General features: G+C 37.3%; 17 protein-coding genes. 4 read left to right on the top strand and 13 right to left on the bottom strand.

What is annotated here, in order from left to right; all coding sequences use genetic code 11:
- The first annotated feature begins 302 nt into the window (after positions 1 to 302).
- A complete protein-coding gene (locus tag ACFSTH_RS12345; protein WP_377774118.1) occupies positions 303 to 785 on the top strand; it encodes a GNAT family N-acetyltransferase in 483 nt (160 codons plus the stop codon).
- A gap of 193 nt (positions 786 to 978) precedes the next feature.
- Here the strand turns inward: ACFSTH_RS12345 and ACFSTH_RS12340 are convergent, their stop codons facing one another.
- The 3 genes from ACFSTH_RS12340 to ACFSTH_RS12330 form a co-directional block, all read right to left on the bottom strand.
- Positions 979 to 2,082 carry a hemolysin family protein gene (locus ACFSTH_RS12340; RefSeq protein ID WP_377774120.1) on the bottom strand — a complete coding sequence of 368 codons (1,104 nt, stop codon included), beginning with the start codon at positions 2,080 to 2,082 and terminating at the stop codon, positions 979 to 981.
- Positions 2,083 to 2,345: 263 nt separating this feature from the next.
- Positions 2,346 to 5,444 carry an S-layer homology domain-containing protein gene (locus ACFSTH_RS12335; protein WP_377774122.1) on the bottom strand — a complete coding sequence of 1,033 codons (3,099 nt, stop codon included), beginning with the start codon at positions 5,442 to 5,444 and terminating at the stop codon, positions 2,346 to 2,348.
- A 243-nt stretch (positions 5,445 to 5,687) separates the two neighbouring features.
- Positions 5,688 to 5,909, bottom strand: a complete 222-nt coding sequence (locus tag ACFSTH_RS12330; RefSeq protein ID WP_377774124.1) for an SDR family oxidoreductase — start codon at positions 5,907 to 5,909, stop codon at positions 5,688 to 5,690.
- 148 nt (positions 5,910 to 6,057) lie between these two features.
- Between ACFSTH_RS12330 and ACFSTH_RS12325 the strand changes: the two genes are divergently transcribed.
- Positions 6,058 to 6,750 (top strand): GntR family transcriptional regulator, encoded by a 693-nt coding sequence (locus ACFSTH_RS12325; RefSeq protein ID WP_377774126.1) that lies wholly within the window; start codon positions 6,058 to 6,060, stop codon positions 6,748 to 6,750.
- An 18-nt stretch (positions 6,751 to 6,768) separates the two neighbouring features.
- The gene (gene uxuA / locus ACFSTH_RS12320; RefSeq protein ID WP_377774128.1) at positions 6,769 to 7,845 is read left to right on the top strand and encodes a mannonate dehydratase; all 1,077 of its coding nucleotides are present in this window, start codon (positions 6,769 to 6,771) and stop codon (positions 7,843 to 7,845) included.
- A gap of 157 nt (positions 7,846 to 8,002) precedes the next feature.
- Here the strand turns inward: uxuA and ACFSTH_RS12315 are convergent, their stop codons facing one another.
- The 5 genes from ACFSTH_RS12315 to ACFSTH_RS12295 form a co-directional block, all read right to left on the bottom strand.
- Positions 8,003 to 9,646 (bottom strand): glycosyl hydrolase family 18 protein, encoded by a 1,644-nt coding sequence (locus tag ACFSTH_RS12315; protein WP_377774130.1) that lies wholly within the window; start codon positions 9,644 to 9,646, stop codon positions 8,003 to 8,005.
- A gap of 268 nt (positions 9,647 to 9,914) precedes the next feature.
- A complete protein-coding gene (locus ACFSTH_RS12310) occupies positions 9,915 to 10,322 on the bottom strand; it encodes a hypothetical protein (RefSeq protein ID WP_377774132.1) in 408 nt (135 codons plus the stop codon).
- 1,213 nt (positions 10,323 to 11,535) lie between these two features.
- Complete coding sequence (locus tag ACFSTH_RS12305; RefSeq protein ID WP_377774134.1) at positions 11,536 to 12,075, bottom strand: GNAT family N-acetyltransferase; 540 nt, start codon at positions 12,073 to 12,075, stop codon at positions 11,536 to 11,538.
- A gap of 22 nt (positions 12,076 to 12,097) precedes the next feature.
- Positions 12,098 to 13,234: a DUF5780 domain-containing protein gene (locus tag ACFSTH_RS12300; protein WP_377774136.1), complete on the bottom strand. Its 1,137-nt coding sequence runs from the start codon at positions 13,232 to 13,234 to the stop codon at positions 12,098 to 12,100.
- Between the two features lie 82 nt (positions 13,235 to 13,316).
- Positions 13,317 to 13,904 carry an NAD(P)H-dependent oxidoreductase gene (locus tag ACFSTH_RS12295; protein WP_377774138.1) on the bottom strand — a complete coding sequence of 196 codons (588 nt, stop codon included), beginning with the start codon at positions 13,902 to 13,904 and terminating at the stop codon, positions 13,317 to 13,319.
- A gap of 129 nt (positions 13,905 to 14,033) precedes the next feature.
- Here ACFSTH_RS12295 and ACFSTH_RS12290 point away from each other — a divergent pair, with 129 nt between their 5' ends.
- Positions 14,034 to 14,465 (top strand): MarR family winged helix-turn-helix transcriptional regulator, encoded by a 432-nt coding sequence (locus ACFSTH_RS12290; RefSeq protein ID WP_377774141.1) that lies wholly within the window; start codon positions 14,034 to 14,036, stop codon positions 14,463 to 14,465.
- 146 nt (positions 14,466 to 14,611) lie between these two features.
- On the opposite strand, the gene ACFSTH_RS12285 is transcribed toward ACFSTH_RS12290, so the two are convergent.
- The 5 genes from ACFSTH_RS12285 to ACFSTH_RS12265 form a co-directional block, all read right to left on the bottom strand.
- Positions 14,612 to 16,183, bottom strand: coding sequence for an SAM-dependent methyltransferase (locus tag ACFSTH_RS12285; RefSeq protein ID WP_377774143.1), 1,572 nt, complete (start codon positions 16,181 to 16,183; stop codon positions 14,612 to 14,614).
- Between the two features lie 260 nt (positions 16,184 to 16,443).
- The gene (locus tag ACFSTH_RS12280) at positions 16,444 to 17,922 is read right to left on the bottom strand and encodes a sulfatase family protein (protein ID WP_377774145.1); all 1,479 of its coding nucleotides are present in this window, start codon (positions 17,920 to 17,922) and stop codon (positions 16,444 to 16,446) included.
- Between the two features lie 38 nt (positions 17,923 to 17,960).
- Positions 17,961 to 19,517 (bottom strand): extracellular solute-binding protein, encoded by a 1,557-nt coding sequence (locus ACFSTH_RS12275; RefSeq protein WP_377774147.1) that lies wholly within the window; start codon positions 19,515 to 19,517, stop codon positions 17,961 to 17,963.
- 47 nt (positions 19,518 to 19,564) lie between these two features.
- Positions 19,565 to 20,440: a carbohydrate ABC transporter permease gene (locus tag ACFSTH_RS12270; RefSeq protein WP_377774149.1), complete on the bottom strand. Its 876-nt coding sequence runs from the start codon at positions 20,438 to 20,440 to the stop codon at positions 19,565 to 19,567.
- Positions 20,440 to 21,357, bottom strand: coding sequence for an ABC transporter permease (locus tag ACFSTH_RS12265; protein ID WP_377774151.1), 918 nt, complete (start codon positions 21,355 to 21,357; stop codon positions 20,440 to 20,442). The genes ACFSTH_RS12270 and ACFSTH_RS12265 overlap by 1 nt, the downstream gene beginning before the upstream one ends.
- Position 21,358: the final 1 nt, after the last annotated feature.

The raw sequence follows: 21,358 nt of genomic DNA, 5'->3' as shown, positions 1-21,358 counted from the left end.
ATTGGGGTGATGTGAATTTGTCAAGAGGAACCTTCGTTCGCACTCCATATTTAGGGGTGAAACAATAAAAAGCCCTAGTCGAAAGACTAGAGCTAAAGCGGAAATTTAATTTCCGAGAGACTATTTAAAGTTAATGAGGTGAATTATTTTGCTTGTTAACTATTCCTTATTTTACTTACACAACAAACAATTGTTGATCTGCTCATAGCCAATGGCACATTTTTATGTTGATTGATGAAGTGATGCTTTGTCCGTCTTTTTGTTATAATGGTCGTAGATACGATGGGGAAGGTGAAAATATAATGAGTCAAAGTAACGACAAAGAGATGTCACAATACAATATTGCTCGTATACAAACCGAGCAAGAGCTTAGCGACGCACTCGCAGTACGTACTGCTGTATTCGTGCAAGAACAACAAGTACCTATTTCATTAGAAGTAGACGAGAAGGATACATTAATGGAACAAGAGAAGACTGGGTGCTCTCATTATGTCCTTTATAATAAAACAACGCCCGTAGCGGCAGCACGCTACTATATGTATAGCGAAAAAACAGCGAAACTACAACGTATTGCCGTCTTAAAAACTTATCGAGGACAAGGCTTAGGAAAAGCGATTATTGAACAAATGGAACAACATATCCAAGCAAAAGATATAGCACATATCATATTAGATGCTCAAGTAACAGCGGTAGGTTTTTATGAACAACTTGGCTACACGAAGCAGTCGGAGCAAACTTTTTTGGATGCTGGCATTGTCCACGTTCGTATGGAAAAGTATTTGTAATACCTATCTACTAGTTTTGACTAAATATACAAATAAAGCTCTACCCTACCTATCTTCTCCTTTCGCAGAAAATAAGTAGAGCAGAGCTTACTGTTAGTTCTATTTATATTTAATAGTTACATATGGAATGTTTTTGTTTAGTAGCCACGCTAGTTGAACTAGCTAATGGCTTTTCCATATGACTACATTATTATTATTTGGCAGTCACCGCACTTACTCGTGCTAATGTACTGTTTGTCGCTAGTGCTTGTTCTTCCGTGTCGAATTCATCTCGAATATCTCCCACAATTTCTTCCAAAATATCTTCCATCGTAATCATGCCAGCTGTCCCGCCATATTCATCAATAACTAAAGCAATATGAACTGCTTTGCGTTGCATACGACTAAGTGCTTCTTGTAGAGGAGTCGATTGTTGAATAATTTCAAGCGGATGAATAAACTGCTCTATAGTGAACGAACGTTTCATCGCCATCTGTAGCGCCAACTCTTTCGCATTGACATAACCGATTAACTTATCTTTATCGCCATCTTCCGTTACAGGGTAACGTGTATAACGACCTTCGTCAATAATCTGCAATACTTCCTCTGGCGTCATCTGCTTATCAATAGAAACAATATGAATACGTGGGATCAAAACATCTTGTGCCATTTGTTGATCAAATTCAAAAATATTATTGACGTAAGACAATTCATTTTGATTAATTTCACCACTTTGGAAACTTTGCTGCATAATAAACTTCAACTCTTCTTCCGAAGGTGCTTGCTCATGATTGGTTGGCTTTACTCCAAATATTCGTAGCAACATCTGTGCTGAACCGTTCATAAACCAAATAAAAGGAAATAACGCTTTGCCGAATAGTACAAGTGGTTTTGCAATAAGTAAAGTTACCTTTTCAGCAAACTGAATCGCCAACGTTTTTGGCGCTAATTCTCCAATAACCACATGTAAGAATGTCATAATCGATAAAGCTAATGCGTAACTAATGACTGTCGCCCATGCAGTTGGAATAGAAAAAGTTTCAAACAACGGATGAAGCAACTTTTCTACTGTTGGCTCACCAATGGTACCAAGACCAAGTGCCGTCACCGTAATACCAAGTTGGCACGCCGATAAATAATAGTCCAAATCTTGTACCAGCTTCTTCGCTGTAATCGCTTTTCTATTCCCATCTGCAATCAACTGTTCAATACGCGACATCCGCACTTTCACTACAGCAAATTCTGCACCAACAAAAAAAGCAGTCAATCCAATCAATACAGCAATCAAAAATAAGTTTGTAATCGTCCCGGGGTCCAATAAGTTCCCTCTTAATGAGGGATTCACCTCCATAAATTTTTATGGAATACTATACGATGAAAACGGACAAACGTTGCAATATTTTTATGAGAAATTCCTCATTTTTAGTTACAGCATATCTTGTTTTATAAAAGTCTAATTACTGTTTAATATCAAAAAATCTGTAATAAAAAAGAGAACAGCGTCAGAATTCCGTTTTAATGGAATCCTAACGCTGTTCTTTAATTCATAAAACTCTTGAGTCTTAGCTTACAAACTCAAAATTATTCTTCTGTCGTTTCAGGAGCCGGTATAGTAACTTCGTTTGAAGATCTCTCAATTTTATTATCTAAATGATTAGTTACAGTGATCGTCACTTTGTAAGTTCCTGGTTTAAACTCGTTATTCTCCACAACATCAGAACCTAAATACGTATAGTCACTTTGCAAAAGCGTTGACAATGTTGTATTTTTGGGTATTACATTAGAGTAGTTATTATTGTTCTCCTTGCCACTTGAAAGATTTGCTTCATTTGCTACCAAATAACCTGACCAGGTTTTATTTTTTACTAAAGAAGAGTTATCTTCTTTAACATTTTTTATAGCCTTATCATCTAAAAAATAAGCTATCTCAATATTAGAATGTTCCCCTCCTAAATCAATTGTTTGAGCTATTTCAAAATCTAATCTTAATCGACCTGCCTCGTCAAAGTACAATTGTGGTTCATCAGTTATCACAGGATCTTTAACAATCCAGTGCATTTGATCGTACTCTCCATCTTTATTCTCTACAACTTCTGAACTATATTGATCTTCTAAACCTACGATAGTATAAATTGCATCAGCTTCATTTACTGAAGTATTTTCAGTATATACAGCAACTTTTTCTTCAAGTGATACTAAGTTAGTAAAGTCAGCTACTACTTTTTTACCTTCAGCAGCTTTCAAACCAATGCCAGCCCATGCATTACCTTCAGTAGTAATATCTTTAAATACTACCGTTAGTTCGTCAGCTAGATCAGGAACAGTAACACCATCATGGTTAACATAAATACCAGCTTTTTGACTACCTTTTACCGTTACGTTTTCAAATACAGCTTTATTTCCATAAACTTCAATTAGGCTATCGCCATGCGTACCAAGAACTGTAATGTTTTTGATAATAACATCATTAGCAAGGATACCTAAACCTTCAGCTGTATGTTTTCCTTCACCATTTCCGCCAACAGTTAGTGTATTACCTTGACCATCAATAGTAATATCATTTTCTGTGATGTTCACTTTAGCATTTGTTGTAATGTCATTTTCTAGATAAATTGTTTTAAATTTAACGCCAGACAACTCTTCTAATAACGATGCTTCAGTTGATACTGCAATTCCTGTTTGAGTGTACTTAGTTTGCTTTCCATCAGTGGAAGATACAAAAACTGGTTCTTTCAATCCAATTACTTCCACATTTCCTTTATAAGGAACACCCTCATTATTCTTAAGATCCACATATGCAGCAACATCATCAAGGAATGTATGAGTACCTTCAAATGTAGCTGTTAATGTTACTTTTTCTTCTTCAGATTCTACTTGTGATAATAGACCAACGCCATCCCATTTATTACCTTTTGTAGTAATATTTTTAAAAGTTACTGTTAATTTTTCAACATTATTTTTAGCGCTTATTCCATCATGATTAACATAAATACCAGCTTTTTCACTATTTGTAACCGTAATGTTATCAAGTATAGTGTTGTTACCATAGATTTCAATTAAGTTATCGTGTCTTGGTTTACCAGCTTCAATATCAGAAGCAGCAATTTCCCCTTGTGCTACAGTCAAGTTTTTAAGAGTTACACCAGATCCAAATATACCTATAGCATCAGCTGTATTGTTCTCTACGTTATACTTAGAACCAATTGTTATAGTGTACTTACCTTGACCATCAATCGTAACATTATTTTTATTAATTGCTATAGGATTTTTAGTTGTAAAGCTTCCACCTAAGTAAATCGTAGTATATTGATCTTTTGTCAGAGCTTCATTTAGCTCAGCTTCGGTTTTTACAGTAGTCGATGATGCTGGTGGAATATAGTATCCACCGCCACCACCGCCTACAGCACCGCCGGAGTTGTTGTTGTAGTTAGCAACGTCGTCTGCTGTAAGTTCTTTGTCAGCGATTGTTACTGTTGCGTCTTTAGCAACTGCAATTTCTTCTGGCTTTTGCTCAATAGTTGCGCCAGTAGCGTTTACTGTAGCTTTTTTGATTTTACCTTTACCAGACACTGTTGCGCCTGCATCAAGTACAAGGTTAGCAACTTCTGCACCTTCAGCGATTTCTACATTAGCACCTGCTACTGCAATAACCACTTCGTCGAAGTTACCGTTAAGTACGTAATTACCTGGTTCGCTAATAACTATTTTACCGTAACCAGCTTCTTTAGCTAGTTCAGATGTACCTAGTGTAGCTGCACCATTTAAGCTAACTGCACCAGTAGTCGTTGTACCAGAGATAACAACACGTACTGGATTGATTTTTTTAGCAACGTCCAAACCAGCTAGTGTAGAGTTAACGAAGAATACAGTGTTAACGCCACCACCGTTGATTTTTGTATCGCCTTTGATTGTTACGTTTTCGAATGTAGCGTCACCTTCTGCTACACCTTCTGTTACGATCAAGTCGCCATTAATTGTAGCGTCTTTCACGATTACACCTGGAACAGTTACGATAAGGTTACCACTAACCGTACCAAGATCAGCATAAGTACCTGCTTTATTAATGTAGTTACCTAGACGAGATAGAGTTGCTACAGCTTCAGCACGAGTGATCGATTTTGTTGGACCGAAACTCTTATCATCGTAGCCTTTCATGTAACCTGCAGCTGCTACTGCACCGATTGCACCTTTACTCCAAGCTGGAGTTTTTGCTGCATCGGAGAAGTCTGCTCCAGTTGCATTAGGAGCTAGCTCCAAAATACGAGAAATAACCATCGCCATTTCTTGACGAGTAATTTCTCCTTTTGGTTTCACAGTGTTATCCGCTTTGTAACCTTCGATATAACCTGCTTCTACTGCAAGTGCGACTTCTTTGGCATACCACTCTTTACCAGTCACATCTGCAAAATCTATGTTGGCTTTGTTAATAAGTCCAAATCCGTTATTTACAAGTGTCATAAGTTCTGCTCTGCTAATACTATTGTCCGGTTTGAACGTGCCATCTGCATAGCCTTCAACCAAGCCTTGAGATGCCCAAGCTTCAACTTCCGTTTTCGCCCAATGTGACGATAAATCTGAAAATGTTTTTTCTGCTGTTTCTGCTGATGCTAGAGTAGCACCGAATAGAGACATCACCATCATGATAGATAGTAATAGTGAAGTCATTTTTTTCTTATTCATAGATTTGTAATTCCTCCCAGATTTTGATAGTGTAGATATAGGCTTCATTAATCGATCCTCACGCTGATTTTCTATGTGGATAATTCTTCGCACCTCCTATCTTTACATTCACTTCATATAAAGTATACCACAATGGTAAAGAATTTCCACAAAGATTAGACATTTCTACTTTTTTCAACAACATTTTTTTGTTTTATGTTGCTAGATTTTGTTTTTTGTTGCCTCTTTTTGTCTTCTACTTTTTTATTTTAGTAGAGTTACTCCAAGTGCTACTAACATCCCTCCATCTATTTTCATTTCTGCTCCTGTAATAAAAGAAGCATAGTCACTTACTAGAAACGCAACTAACTTAGCCACTTCTTCAGGTCGTCTTACTCGACCCATCGGATGCATTTTTCCCCAATTATTTATTATATCGGCACCTGTACTACCATTTTTGAATAGTTCTGCAGCATTTCTTAACATTGGTGTATCGATAAGCTACAAATACATCTCTCCTGAACCTCCACTTGTTATCTTATTGTACTGCTCTAACAATTATTAATAATAAATACATTTATCACTTCCATACTACCATACAAGTATGGTAGTATTAAGAGGAAGAAGGAATGAGATGGAGATGAACAAGGTGAACAACACTGGCTTATCGCAAGCAGTTTCTACGCGGGACGCTGTTTATTTGAAATTAAGGGAACAAATATTAAATTTAGAATTGCTACCAGGCACGCCACTATCGGAAAATGAGTCCGCACAAATTTTTCAAGTTAGTCGGACACCAGTACGCGAAAGTTTTCTGAGGCTATCCCAAGAAGGTCTCGTACAAGTGTTGCCGCAGCGTGGAACTTTCGTATCCTTAATCGATTCTGAATTGGTAGAGGAAGCAAGATTTATGCGGGAACATTTGGAAAGTGCTGTTATTAAATTAGCATGTAAGCAATTAGATGATAGCTATATGGCACAATTAGAACAAAATATAGTGAAGCAACAAGTTTGCCTAGAACTACAAGATAATAAAGAAATGTTTTTATTGGATCAACAATTTCACCGTCTCTTGTTCGAAGGTTGTCAAAAACTTCATACGTGGTTCGCTATGCAGCAATTAACCGTTCATTTAGATCGCAGTCGTGCTTTAATGCTCGTAAGTGAATTACAGTGGCATCATCTCTTCGAACAGCATCAACAAATGGTAATAGCAATTCGAGCTGGCGACATGGAGCAAGCAGATGAAGTGATGCACCAGCATTTACAGTTAAATATTGCCGATCAAGCAAAGTTAAAAGAAAAGTTCCCCAACTATTATAAATAGCCGGAAGGAAGACATAAGATGAAAATGACATTTAGATGGTTTGGAGAAGGAAATGATACGATCCCACTACATTATGTGAAACAAATTCCTGGAGTGGAAGGGGTTGTATGGGCGCTGCATCATATGCCGGCAGGCGAAGTATGGTCTGTGGATGACATAGCAGCAGCGATGAAGGAAATGGAACAAGCTGGTTTTCATGGGGAAGTAGTCGAAAGCGTCAACGTACATGAAGATATTAAACTAGGGCTTCCAACCCGTGATCAATATATTGCCAACTATAAACAAACTATTGCTCATTTGGCTCAGTTTGGCGTCAAAGTGATTTGTTATAATTTTATGCCAGTATTCGACTGGATGCGTACCAATCTACATGAGCCGCTAGAAGATGGTTCGACTGCATTATTCTTTGAATACGCTCGAGTGGCTAACAACGGTGATCCTATGAAATTAGTCGAAGTTATTAATGCTGATCCGTCGCTGACGATGCCTGGGTGGGAACCAGAGAGAATGCAGCATTTGACCGCTATGTTTGAAGCTTATCGTTATGTCGATGAAGAGCAGCTATTTGAAAATGCTCGTTATTTTTTGCAAGAAATTATTCCGGTCGCTGAACAACATGGCATTCGAATGGCAATCCATCCGGATGATCCGCCTTGGCCAGTTTTTCAACTGCCACGCATTATGACGAGCCAAGCAAACATACGTCGTTATCTTGACCTCTATGACAGCCCAGCAAATGCGTTGACGCTTTGCAGTGGTTCACTTGGCGCTAATCCCAAAAATGATATTCCAGCGATGATTTATCAATTTGCGGATCGGATTGCTTTCGCCCATATTCGTAACGTCCGCGTCTATGAGAATGGCGATTTTATCGAAACATCACATCGCACGCAAGATGGCAATGTCGACATTACCGCTATTGTCGAAGCGTATCAAGCGATTGGGTTTACTGGTTATGCCCGTCCCGATCATGGGAGACATATATGGGATGAACAATGTCGTCCTGGCTATGGTCTCTATGACCGTGCACTCGGCATTATGTATTTGTGGGGATTATGGGACGCTTTCGAAAAAAAAGGACAATCAACTAATTAGCTCTATTAACATCACTACATTTAGTTTCTATAGTAAGTAGCAAAGAAGCCTCACTTATCCACAATGTCAGCTTAAGATTAAATTTCTTCCTAACCGACATTTTTTGGATAAAATAAGGCTTCTTTATTAATTATTTCACCTGCATTTTATTTATTAATTACCAGCTAATCATCCGCCAATCTTGCGCAGTAAAGTTGCCCATATGCCATAACGAAACACCTTTTATATCATAGAGACGAGCAAGCCAAATCTTTTTGGCAATACTTTGTGCATCTTCATAATACATTTCATGTTGACCACTCTCATCCGTAAATGTAGCTTTCCATAGAAAATACGGCATTGACCACGTGCCAGTTACAGCAGCCATCGTCAACCGTTTCTCCACATCTGCAATGGTCGGGCTATATAATGATACTTCTTCTATTCCGTCTTTTGACTTCGTTACCCATTGATTCGCTTGTTTCGAGATAGCCAGTACTAATTTCTCTTTCGGTACGACAGCTAACGCATCAACAAGTGCGGCATGAACTAGCGGCAGTGGAGCTGATGGTTGTTTGCTCGATTTCTCGGTAAAATCATGCGCCATCAAATTAACAGTATCCACAATCTTCCCGATTTTTTGCAAATCATATCCTTTGTAGAAAAAAGTTGGTGGTACAGCGACAGATAATGTTAACCCAGTTAACTTTTTGCGAAGCGACTCCAAAAATTGTACGTAATCAGGGGCACTACTTGCTGCCTTTAACCCTTCAAAATCAATGTGCACACCAGTGAATCCATATTTCTTATTATTTAATACCGTTAATAAAGAATCTATAAATGCGGTTTGCGCTGGTTTATCTTTTAAAAATTGTGGTAAATTGCTTCCATCATAAAATACCATCAACTCTTTACTCGCTTTTTGTTTGTCAGCTAGTTGTACTACTTCATCGAAACCATCTGGAATGCGAAATGTACTTTTTGTCGTGCTTAGTTTCGCACTACCTTCTTTGTCATACTCGAGTTGCGACCAGCCAAATATAACAGTAGATAATTTATCGATATGTTGTTTGGCGGAATAAGATGAAATCGCATAATAGCCCGTAAGTTCTATTTTTTTGCCTACAATTAATTGATCCAAATAACGATAAACAACAGCTGATGCTTGTTTGCGAATGAGCGAAGCTTGCGGCTGGAACCCGCCACTACTACCTTCCATTACACCACGATGCACCGCATAATATACGTAAGGACGTAGCTCTTCTTTTATTTTCAACTGATCCTTAAAGCTACTTTTGTCACGTGCCCGCTTCCAATCATCACTGACCCATCGCTTGCGAGTCGCTTCACTTTCTTGTTCTAGCATCGCTCTTCCAACTAAGGCAGCGACTTCTTGTCTCGTAATCGTCGTAGTAGGCTGTAGTTGATTTTTACTATTAAGCAAATTTATTAGCCAGTTTTGTTCCATTGCATACGAAATATAAGGGGCTGACCATTTTTGCGACTTGACATCAATAGGTAGCTTTTTCACTTTCACCTTATTTTGCAATTGATCAGCTGCTACTAATAGCTTAATAAAAGCTTCACGCGACAACGGTGCATTCGGTTGAAATGTGCCATCCTCATATCCATCGATAATATTTAACGCTGCCAGCATATAGATCGGTTCACGAGAGTAATCATACTCTTCATCCTTGAACGGTTTCAATTGCGCTTTGTATGCAGATACGGGACTCACGATTGACAACATCATACACATACTAATGACTAGCATTAACCACTTTTTGCGGTGCTTTTCTTCCATCCTTTTTCTCGTAATCACTTCATCACGCTCCTTTAATAGATATTACTTGCCATATTACCTAAACTAATCCGATACTATCGTTCCTTACTCATTCCCGAATCGAAGCGCCGCTAAATGACCCGGCTTTCCTTCGGGCATATGTATGCTCAGCACTACTATCTCTTCTACTATAGACGAAGCTTCTACTAAAATAGTTTTCCCTATCCTTATATTACCACAAAAAAATGCTGCTAAATGGAACAAATTGTTCATTAGCATCATTTATTTCATATTATTTCCTATACCTCTACTCTGTAATTTCAAAATAAGTCCGTAAAGTCGGAATCGCTGTTCCTGGATGATCATTCAAATAAGTCAATTGTGGTCGTAAATATAAGTTCGGTTGAATTTCTTCTCCATGTATACCAAGTAACATTTCCATTTCTTCACCATTGTCAAAAACTAGTTTTACTTTAGCATCTTCTACTAAGGATTGATCAGAACTGTCCGTTACAAGTGCCCGAAACACAATTCGATCTCCCGGATAATAACGGCTTTGTGCAACACAAACGTGGCTAAGCAACGTATCACCACTAACAACTAAATCACCTTTGAGAGCGCCTTCATTTTTAGAATTAGAAGTACTACACCCTGCTAACAACCCTATAACCATCAACATACTAACGACTACAAGCAAACTTTTTTTTCCCAACATATATACATCCTCCTCATATTAACGCTCTACTTCTGAAGCAAACCATAGTATAATTTTATGGAGTTCACCCCAAATAAATAACTACTAATCGACAAAGAAAAGAGTGACAAGCAACATGTGGTTGTTATACGCTTTTTGCGCTGCTTTATTCGCTGAATTGACTTCTATATTCGCCAAAATTGGTGTAGCCAAAACAGATGCCAATCTCATCACAGCATCATGGTTGTTTTATTTCGAAAATTACTTTCTCTTGTCTTGATTGCAATAGGAACGTGGTTGATGATTGATAGGCAACAGTCAGCTCCGGCCGAACAGCTAGTAGGGAGCACTCTGAAAGTGGAAGTAAAAAAGAAGTTATTCTCGTTGAAGGAAATATAGACTATTACTACTGGTGTAAGTGATAATGATTATTTTTTTTAATTAATACCATTATTTTATAATAACGTATATTGATTGTAATTATCCAATCGCATCTAATTATTGTTTAACTGTACGATGTGGTTGAATTATGCCAAATATGATATACTATAAGCAATTCAAAAAGAGATATTGCCTATAGGTCATATCTTTCCATCTATATGGATAAACTAAAAATAGCCGTGATGTTCCACCATCACGACTATTTGGACAAAGGCCAGTGGGCAACCACGGCGAGAATTTCCAAATCAAGAAATCCACCGGTCGTGCCGTCAAGCTAACGCCGGTGGTTTTTCCTGTTCTCACGAGTTTTCTTCTGATTCTTATTGCCAAACAAAGTTTTCAAACCAGTAGCAATGCCAACTGATTTTAGCAATATATCCAAAAGTTTCACCGTTAGTTCAAGAAAGGACATAGCGTCACCCCCTTTCGGGTTATCTTCGCCATGTCACTCCCACCGACTTCAATGTCTGTACTTAAGTATAGCAAGTTTGAGAGCAATCAGATAGATAGAAATCTACTTTATTTTACCATCGTTACACTGTACTTATTGCATATAAGCTTAGAACAGCCTATTCTTGTTAACCATCTGGTTGAATTATGCCAAATATGATATACTAAAAGCAATTCAAAAAGAGATATTGCCTATCACGACTATTGGACAAAAGCAAGTGGGCAACCACGGCGAGATTTGCATGTATGCTACAAGAAATCCACCGGTCGTGCCGTGAAGCTATCGCCGGTGGTTTTTCTTGTTCTCACGAGTTTTCTTCTGCTCTTTATTCTCCTCTTCCATCTACTTTTTGGCTGCAACTCGCTCTACCCATTCCGACTGCAAAATAGCATAGTACAGCTCATCCCACCAACCATTTTCATAAGGGATACATTGTTTGAAAAACCCTTCTTTTCGCATACCAATTTTCTCCATTACTTTATAAGATGCTGGATTTTCCGGTTGACATGTCGCCACAATGCGATGAAGATTTAATTGTTGAAACCCATATGCAATAACGGCTTGTGCTGCTTCTGTTGCATAACCTTTGTTGTAGTAGCTAGGATGAAACACCCAACCAATCTCATATGTATGATCTCCAAAATACCGTTCAAAAGAAAGATGCCCCACAAGCTGCTCCCTATCTTTTAACACTACCGCAAACTTATCCGCTGGCTTTCCTTTACTCTGTTGCTCTTTAACAAACTGCTCTGCCTGTTGCTCTGTAAATACCCCTTCTGGAATATATTTCATTACTATTGGATTGGATGTATAGCTATAAACATCCTGCCAATCAGAGACTTGAAAATCGCGTATTATTAACCTTTCTGTCTGCAAATACATATTAGCTTCTCCAGTCTTTCTATCATTCTTTTGTTTGATTAACAACATTGGTTTGTGGCTGCTCTTTGTATGTTTCTAACCAATGGTCATAGTACTCATTTTCCCAAACCGTACCATCATAAAACTCCGCCGATTCTACACAAGCAAGTACCGTTGCAATATTGTGCCCTTCATGAACTGCCCAGCCTTTATTTTCTCCGTACACTTTTCCTGGCATCAGATTCACATTATTTGCTTGACCACCTAATACATAACTAGCATCTTCTAGAGACAAATGCCCTTTTATCGTTACAGGATATCCATTTTCATCATAGGCAACGATTCCAACTTTAAAATTTTTCACCGACTGCTCACTATTATTTTTCACTTGTAATTCGATCATATCAGGATACAACATTTTAAACTCTGTATTTTGTGCCACCAAGATCGCTTCTTCTACTGAAAGAAGTTGTGCTTGCTTCGCTGTTTCGATTTGCGCTAACTTTGCTTGTTCCTGCTGCGCTTGCCATTTTTCCGTATACGATTGCTGTGCTGCTACTAATTTCTCTTCCTCTGCTAACACTTTCAACGCTTCGGCTATATGCTGCAACGCTTCCGAATATTGCTCTGTTTGCCCTAGTTGTTCCGCATCCGCTAAAACTTTTGCTACATATGTTTCCCTTGTTTCCGTCAACCACATTTGTGCTTGTTCATAGTTCGTTCTGTCAGCAGCAATTACTTTTTGTAATGCTATCAAAGCTTCCTGCCATTGTTCTTTATTAATATGCTGTTCTCCTGCCAAAAAAGCCTCACGAGATTCGTGCAGCAATCCCATTTGCTCTAGCGCTTCCTTCGCTTCACTAGCCACTAATCCACTTTTTTGGATTCCTTCTAATCTACTTGTTACTTCCTCAAACGACATACTACTATTTAAAAACTGTGTTTTTACTTGTTTGATCTGTTGCTGTAGCACTTGTTTCGCCGCTGCTTCTTGTTTAGAATCCCCTTTTAATTTCTCCTCATATACTTGCATTGCTGCTATAAAATCTTGTTTTTCCAGCGCCTGTTCAAACTGTTTCAGCGGACCTCCGCCCAACTTCATCACTACTGCAATAACAATGACGATTACCGCCGCTATACCTCCAGTAGTAATTACTACATTCCGTTTCTTACTGTTCATTCCATTGCCTCTTTTCTTTCATTTTCGTGTCCGTCTGCTATTACTAAATTATATAACATTACTTCCAAATAGTCCTAACCATTTAACGAGTTAATCTTTGAAAATAACGGTCTATCTTTTGTAGTTTTTTTGTTTGTTTTCCTTTACGACTTTCCATATTACCAAATTCAAAAAACTTCACTCGCTTTATTCCCACATAGGAGAACAATGCTCGCTTCATTAAAACTTTATGGGCATTATTTAACCACAATAGTGGATAGAAGGTCGGACCCTTCATCGTCGATATACACACAACAGTCTTTCCTTGTAATAAACCTTCGGGAAAAAGCCCCTTCGTATCTTTGTAAGCAAAGTTGGAAGCAAATAGTTGATCAATATATCCTAACAGCATAGCAGGAGGTCTCCCCCACCAAATGGGATAAATAAAAACGATTTTATCAGCCCACAATAGCTGCTGCCTATACTTTTCTAAATGAACGTCCTTATGCATATCTCGTCTTCTTTTATGTTCGTGAAATACCAACACAGGATCAAAACCTTCTTCGTATAAATCTAAAACCTGTAGCTCTGTAATGTTGCTATTGCTTTCACTGCCTTTTAGTACACTTTCCAGAAATGAGTAGTTTAAACTATTATGATTAGGATGGGTATAAACAACTAGTACTTTCATAGAACACCTCTTAGTTATCATTTGATAATTGTATTTTGATAACTAATTGTAACACCCTTCAACTTAATTATCAATTGATAATTGTATTTAGATAACTAATTTGTTATGTTACTTAAAAGAGGTGAATTCATGGACAGCAAAGCTTTATTTTATAAACTAGTATCGTTTTCTAATGCCGTACATCATGTCACGAACGAATTAACGAAAAATGCAACAACACATGCAATCTCACAAGTGCAATATAGCATTCTCGAATTTGTTTTTGTTAGCAATATGGTAACACCAAGCGAAATTAGTGATTGCCTTCACACCACCATGTCTAATACTAGCCGTGAACTAAGCAAATTATATGAAAAAGGATTAATCATCAAAACTAACGACCTCCAAGATAAACGAAGAACGCTAATCACACTATCACCAGATGGAAAAAAATTAATGAACGAAGTGTTCGATATCGTCGAAGAACGTTTCGCCAAACGAATAGATAATGTATCGAGTGAACAGTTAAAAACCATCGAACAAGCTATTGATACTTTGCAATCAACAGTATTTTATCGGTAACAATTGGTTAAAAGATGAAGGGTATTTTGAAAAAACTAAGCAATTTGTTAAAGCTGCTGTTTGTGTTTTACAAGCGGCAGCTTTTTAACTTAAAATACCCAAAGAATAATTCCTTGGGTGCTTTATCTCAACAGTTTCTTCGACTTTTATTCATTTGAGGGCTCTATATTCTTAAATCCGTGTAACAATTCCAACGCCTCTTCATGATCAGGCTCAAGCTCTAATAACTTTCGCAAGTAATACAATGCATCTTCTTCTAACTCCATTTCGAAGCAGCATGTAGTTAGACAATAAAATACGGTAGATACAATCTCATCATCATCTGAATGTATCGATATTTCCAAAAATCTTTTTGACTCTTCGTACATTTCCATCTCAAACAAGATCAATCCTGCATCAAGAGCTAAGTCATAGCGCTGCTCCATTACATAGAATGATGACCACATAAGCTTTATGCCTCTCAAAATATCCAGCATTTCATCATCGTTTGCATCTGGCAGCAAAGTAGATATTTGCTTTGTGCTCTGAATAAAAAATTCCGCATCATACCCGCCCAAGCGCCAAAAACTCAATATTTGCTGTAGCCCCATACTGTCTATATGACGATCTACCCATTCCTTCAAACTAAAAAAATCATCCGGACCAAAGCGATCAATAAACCGACGATAAGCTAATCTTGCCTGAACATAGTCCTTCGGTGAGTCCAAATTGAAAATACAACCCACATTAATATTTTTGTAATGATGCGGAGGAAATAAGGAGCTTGCACCTCTTTGTTTAAAAAAATGAATAAAAGCATGGTAGTTTGCTGTTAAAGAAAAACTTCCATGTAGGATCAGCTCTGGTGGCTCCGAAAATTTCCAATAATCAAGCAAGTGATCCCCTTTGTCGGCAGTAATTAACAAAAACCCCGCTTGTGATAATTGATTCAAGCGCTCTAAACAAGTCAATCCTGCGACAGGAAATAATATATGCGAATCTTCTAATTCTTCCTGATAAACGGCAATAATATCACGGTAAGGATACGTTTCTTCCTCATACTCTGGAGTTCTTCGATACTCGTAATGTAAAGATATTTGATCTAGTGCATCTGATGGGTCGAGGGAATCCATATGTTCTGGACTATCGACAATAACATCCGCTTCGTAAATCTGACCATTACTAATATAAAGCAGCTCTTGTGGAATTCCATCAAAAAAGTAATTGGCAATGATGATTAAAGGTTGTTTCAAATCGCCTGCACGAATGGTTGTACCCGCTACAGTTAGATTTAGTTCCGTATCATAAACAGCATCAAATCGAGCAAAATCGACTAGTCCTTCATCAATAAAAGATTGTAGGGCTGGATGCTCTTTCCAGGCATTAACATTACTTATCGCCAAATCAGTCATAATATAGCAAAATGAAGGTAATGAGATTGCCGCGTAATCTCTTAGCCGACACAACTCAACTAATACATGGTAAGCAAGACGTCCAGCTCCTGCTCCAAGCTCCACAATCATAACAGGCTCGGAACTGTGCGACTTACTCGCCCGATCTTGAAGAAATCCAAAAATCATTTCTGCATATGAAGTAGCGATCATCGGATTACTAGTAATATATTGTGGAACCTGGTCATTATTCCAAGCATTCATTCCAGCTTTTTCATAATAAGTACGTTGCAGATTCCATATAGGCGCTTCACTATAACGGTAACGCTGTTGTTTATGTTCTGTCATTCAATCTTATCCTGCTCTCTGCTAATTATTTGCTATATTTATTTTAAATATATCTCCCTCATACAATAATGACCTTTTTTACGTACAATCTCAAATCTTTTTTTCTAACGATACAATGCTCGTGTAATGATATTACCATAATATGAATATGAAAACTTGTATTCTAATGATGTTTGGCTACTTACACCGATTTGCTTGTCTCTTCAGCCAAAACAAGCCGCTCCGTATGAACGCGGGGCGGCTTGAATAGTACTGTTGATTTATTTTTCTTGATATTGACCATATCGTTGCAAGAACTCTGCATAAGCATCAGTAGGTACTACTAGTAAGTCCTCTGTGCTTTTCATATGTTCCCTCAATACATGTAACATAGCTTCTATCGTCTCTTTATAAGTAGCTTCAAAAGCTAGATTCACACTTTCTTGTTTTTCTGCTGCCAAATCATACAATTCAATAAATAACTCATCTTTAAATATGTCCACAATTAATTTGTATTGTTTATTTACAACACTTCGTTGAAAGTTTCCCCTTGCCCCATTACCATCAAACTGTATAAAAATATATTTATGGATTTCTTTCTCTTCCTCTAATAATGGACGTAATGATTTACCACTAAATTGGTTCTGGTAAGGTAACTCTAAATAATCGCATATCGTTGGAATAACGTCTATGGCACTAGCAAGTGCATCAAATTGTTTCCCGTTCTGCTGTTGAGGCAATTTAATATATAATGGAGTGTGTATCGATTCTTCATACATACACATCTTTTGCCATAGTTGATGTGAACCAAGCATTTCACCATGATCGCTTGTTACTACAAGCAAGGTGTCCTCAAATATATTTTGCTTTTTAAGTTCGGCAATAAGTTCACCTACACAATCATCAAGCAATTTCACCAAGCCAGCATATACAGACCATATTTCCCGCCAATTTTCCAATGTATATCCTGTACCAACAGCTCCTGTTAAATTGTATAATTGCAAAGGAGATTGATTTTTGGACCAAGTTGCAACATTAGCTGGCAACCGCATATCTTCCGCCTTAAACATGGAATAATATGGTTCAGGAATATCAAGCGGCGGATGCGGCGCTAAAAACATAGCACTTAAAAATAATGGTTTTGAAGTATCACGATTTTTCAGTGCGTGTAGAGCATCACGTAAAATAAATCCGTCAAAAAATGTATCCATCCCTTCTTCATAACAACCAGTAGTTGGAATAGAATACTCCTTCGCCCTTGTTGTACGCCCCTCAGCCATTTCAGGGGCTAAACCGCGGAATGCAGCTCCACCAGGTAATCGCTTTCCTTGCTGTTTAACATAATCTTGATATCGTCCTTGCATCGGTAACCACTTTGTTTTTGTATTTGGCTGCAAATCAAACTGTTCTTCTGTAAGTAAATGCTGCTTGCCTGCATGCCAACTATCCCATTCTTCTTCTAATAACTTATAGAGATTAGGGGTGTCTTTTTTTACATGACCATGTTTTTGATCTGCAGGGGTCCATGGATTAATGATACAACCTGTTTCGTTAGGGTACTGTCCGGTAAAGAAAGCCCCTCGTGCAGGTACACATAGTGGTGAAGCACAATAAGTGCGTTCGAGTCGATTACTTTGTTGTGCAATTTGATATATATTAGGTGTGAATTTAGGGGAAATAAAATCAGCTCTTAATTGATCAGCCATTATGATGACGACATGTGGCTGTTTCTTTAATTGCGATCTCTGGTTTGCTTCCAAACTAACTCATCTCCTATTATAAATAGATTTTGTTAATTTTATTGACGATTTTTTTGTACGGCTTCTGTTAGTGTGATAAGTCCAGCATCATTCATTTCTTTTATATATTGATCCCAATATTGATCAATATCTTTCGATCCAGTAACAAACTCGATGACCCAGTCATTGTTTTTCTTTTCAATAGTAGAAACTTTATCTTTCACTTCCCCATAACTTAAAGCGGTGAATGGAGGAGCAATACCAAACTGCTGTGAATAATCATAGTTTTCTTTCAGTATACCTTCTACATCTCCTGATGATAATGAATAGTCAGTAGTCATCGCTAACAAATGTCCAATGGATGGTAAAATGTCTCTATCGTATAGTTCAGTTTTTACCTTTTTACCATTTTCCATATTATAATGAACACCTTCAATTCCAAAGTTGAGCATTTTAATTCCTTCTTCACTATGTGTAAAGTCGATAATGGCTGCTACTCTAGCCAAGAAATCTTCATCACGTTCTTTCTTTATAGCTACGAAAGGATCTGTATAGCTAGCAGAAACTCTAGCTGGAACAGCAGCCGGTCCTTCTGGCATAGGCATAATTAACGCTAATTTTGCTTCTTTATTAGATTCTGCCATATCTTTTTCTAACGCTACGAACTTCTCTGTGGAAGACATAATAACACCTGTTTTTCCTGATACAAACTTAGACTTAGCTTGATTTTCATTCGAAGTAAACAGCTCTCGATCTACTAATCCTTCCTTATATAATTCATTGGCATACTGTAAAAATGCTTTGTATTGCGGCATAATTGACTCATACGTCCACTTATTATCTACTTTCCCCCAAGTGTTAACTCCAGTATATCCAGTTGACAAGCCTAAAAAATCAGCAGCGCCGAATACAAATGTCATAGGAACTGTATTATCTCCACCCATTTTGTTATCTTTAAACGCTTGGAGCATGTTTTTAAACTCGTCCATCGTTTTTGGTTTTTCTAACTTTAGTTCATCTAACCAATCTTGACGTACTACGAATACACTTGATATGCCTGCTCTACGAACAGGTAATTGGAATACACCATTCTCTTCTCTAAATTCCTCTGTGCCAGGTCGATCAATATATGACTGCAATGCTTTCAATTCATACTTACTAGCATAATCAGCAAAGTCTAGTAAAAAATCATCTTCATTTAACTGGCTATAGATATGCGAACCTGTACTAACAGGATACTTGAACACGTCTGGCATATCGCCTGCGGCAATTTTTAACTCAAGATTTTTTAAATATTCTTTTGCTAAAATTCTCTCCACTTTAATGTTTACATTGAATTTCTCATTTAAAAATTTAATAATAGCATCATCTTCATGTATGTCACGCGGTCCCCATTGAAACCACTTAATATCATATTTTTTATCCAAATTAATTGTACTTGCCACACCTTCTGATGCTTTTTCTTCATTTGTCTTTTCTGTATTTTTTGACTCAGATGATGTTCCTGGCTTTGTCTCTGTTGGTTTCGTGTTGCCTTGCTTGCTAGAACAACCCATTACTGTAAGAATAAAAATTAACATTAACATTAACAATGTAACAATTTTTCTCTTTGACATGATAGACATCCTTCTTCCTTTTATAATATATATTAATAATTGTGTTGCTAACCTTTAATAGATCCCATCATAAGTCCTTTAACGAAATATTTTTGTAGCAGAGGATAGACAGAAATGATTGGAAGTAAGACTATTACAATATTCGCTAATCTAATCGTTTCTGAATTGTATCCTTCTACTCCTGACTCAGCAACCATAATAGCTTCCAGTTCCTGTGTGCTAGTAATTAAACTTTGCAAATACTCTTGAACTGTTTTCAATTCCTTATCCGTAATGAAAAATACCGATTGCATATAAGTGTTCCAAAACGATACCATAAAGAACAATCCTATAGCAGCCAAAACTGGCTTAGAGAGAGGTAATACAATTGTGAAAAATATACGGAAATGATCACAACCATCCATTTTAGCAGCTTCTTCTAATTCTTTTGGAAACTCCATAAATGTTGTCCTCATTATAATTAAATAGAACGTGTTGATCATGTATGGCAATATATATACTGCAAAATTATTAATTAATCCAAATTCTTTATAGTTCATGTAATCAGGAATTAATCCAGCTTGGACAAACATCGTCATAACAATAAAGAACATTACTATTTTTGAACCTTTGAAAGATTTAGACAATCCATATGCAGAATAAGCTGTGAAAAATAAGGCGACAACGGTACCTACAATCGTTACTAAAAATGTTACTTTAAGATGCATAAAGATAGTTCCGTCTTGAAAAATTTGTTTGTATGATGCTAACGTTGGCGATTTTACAAATAATTTGAACGTTGAAGTTAAATATTCAGACTCTGTCATTAATGATGATACGACTGTTTGCCAAAATGGATATAACATCACTACACATAAAATCGAAAGCGCAATAAAGATAAAAAAATCGCCTATGGACCAATTTCTACGAATCGTCTTCCCCACTAGATAATCCCTCCCTGTCCAACTCCTTTAGCTACTCTATCAGCGGAGTATACAAGTGTTGCTGCTACTAATGTTTTAAAGAGACCTGCTGCTGTAGCTAAACTATGCTTCCCTTCCTGTAACCCGACACGGAATACATAGGTGTCTAATACATCAGCTACACTTATAACCATCGGATTGCTCATAACTAAAATCTGTTCAAAGCCTACGTCCAGCAAATGACCTACATTGATAATGAACAGTACGACGATAGTGGTTGAAATTCCCGGTAGTGTAATGTGCCAGAGTTGTCGAAAGCGGGAAGCACCGTCAACCCGGGCAGCTTCATACAACGTTGTATCGATTCTAGTCAAGGCGGCCAAGTACAATATCGTTCCCCATCCCATAGACTTCCAAACTTCAGATCCAACTAAAATCGCCCTAAAGTACTCTTTACTACCCATAAAATAGATAGGTTCATTTCCAAACCATTTGACAATTTCATTGACGAGTCCATCGTGAACGGAAAATAAACTGTAAATAATCCCGCCTAATACTGACCAAGAAATAAAATGCGGTAAATATAAGATGGACTGACTAATTTTCTTAAAGACTGCACTTCTTAAACTATTAAGCATGAGAGCTAATATTATAGGCGCGGGAAAACCAAACAACAATTTGTAAAAACTAATAATTAACGTGTTAACTAAAGCTTGTTGGAAATCAACTGAATTAAATAGTGTCAAAAAATGTTCTAATCCTACCCAAGGACTATTTTCCAGCGCTCTTGTAATTCTAAAGTCTTTAAAAGCAATTTGGATAAAGTACAGTGGTTTATACTTGAAAATAATGTAGTACAATATCGCTGGAATAATAAATAGAAAAATTTGATGCTTGGAATAGAGCATTCGTATTCTCGACGTCAGCGTAGTTTGCATC

It is taken from the genome of Paenibacillus yanchengensis (assembly GCF_042684845.1).
In the GTDB taxonomy this organism is placed as follows: Bacteria; Bacillota; Bacilli; order Paenibacillales; family Paenibacillaceae; genus Pristimantibacillus; species Pristimantibacillus yanchengensis.
Note: the sequence above shows the minus strand (reverse complement) of the source record. Positions and strands in the feature narration are given on the sequence as shown.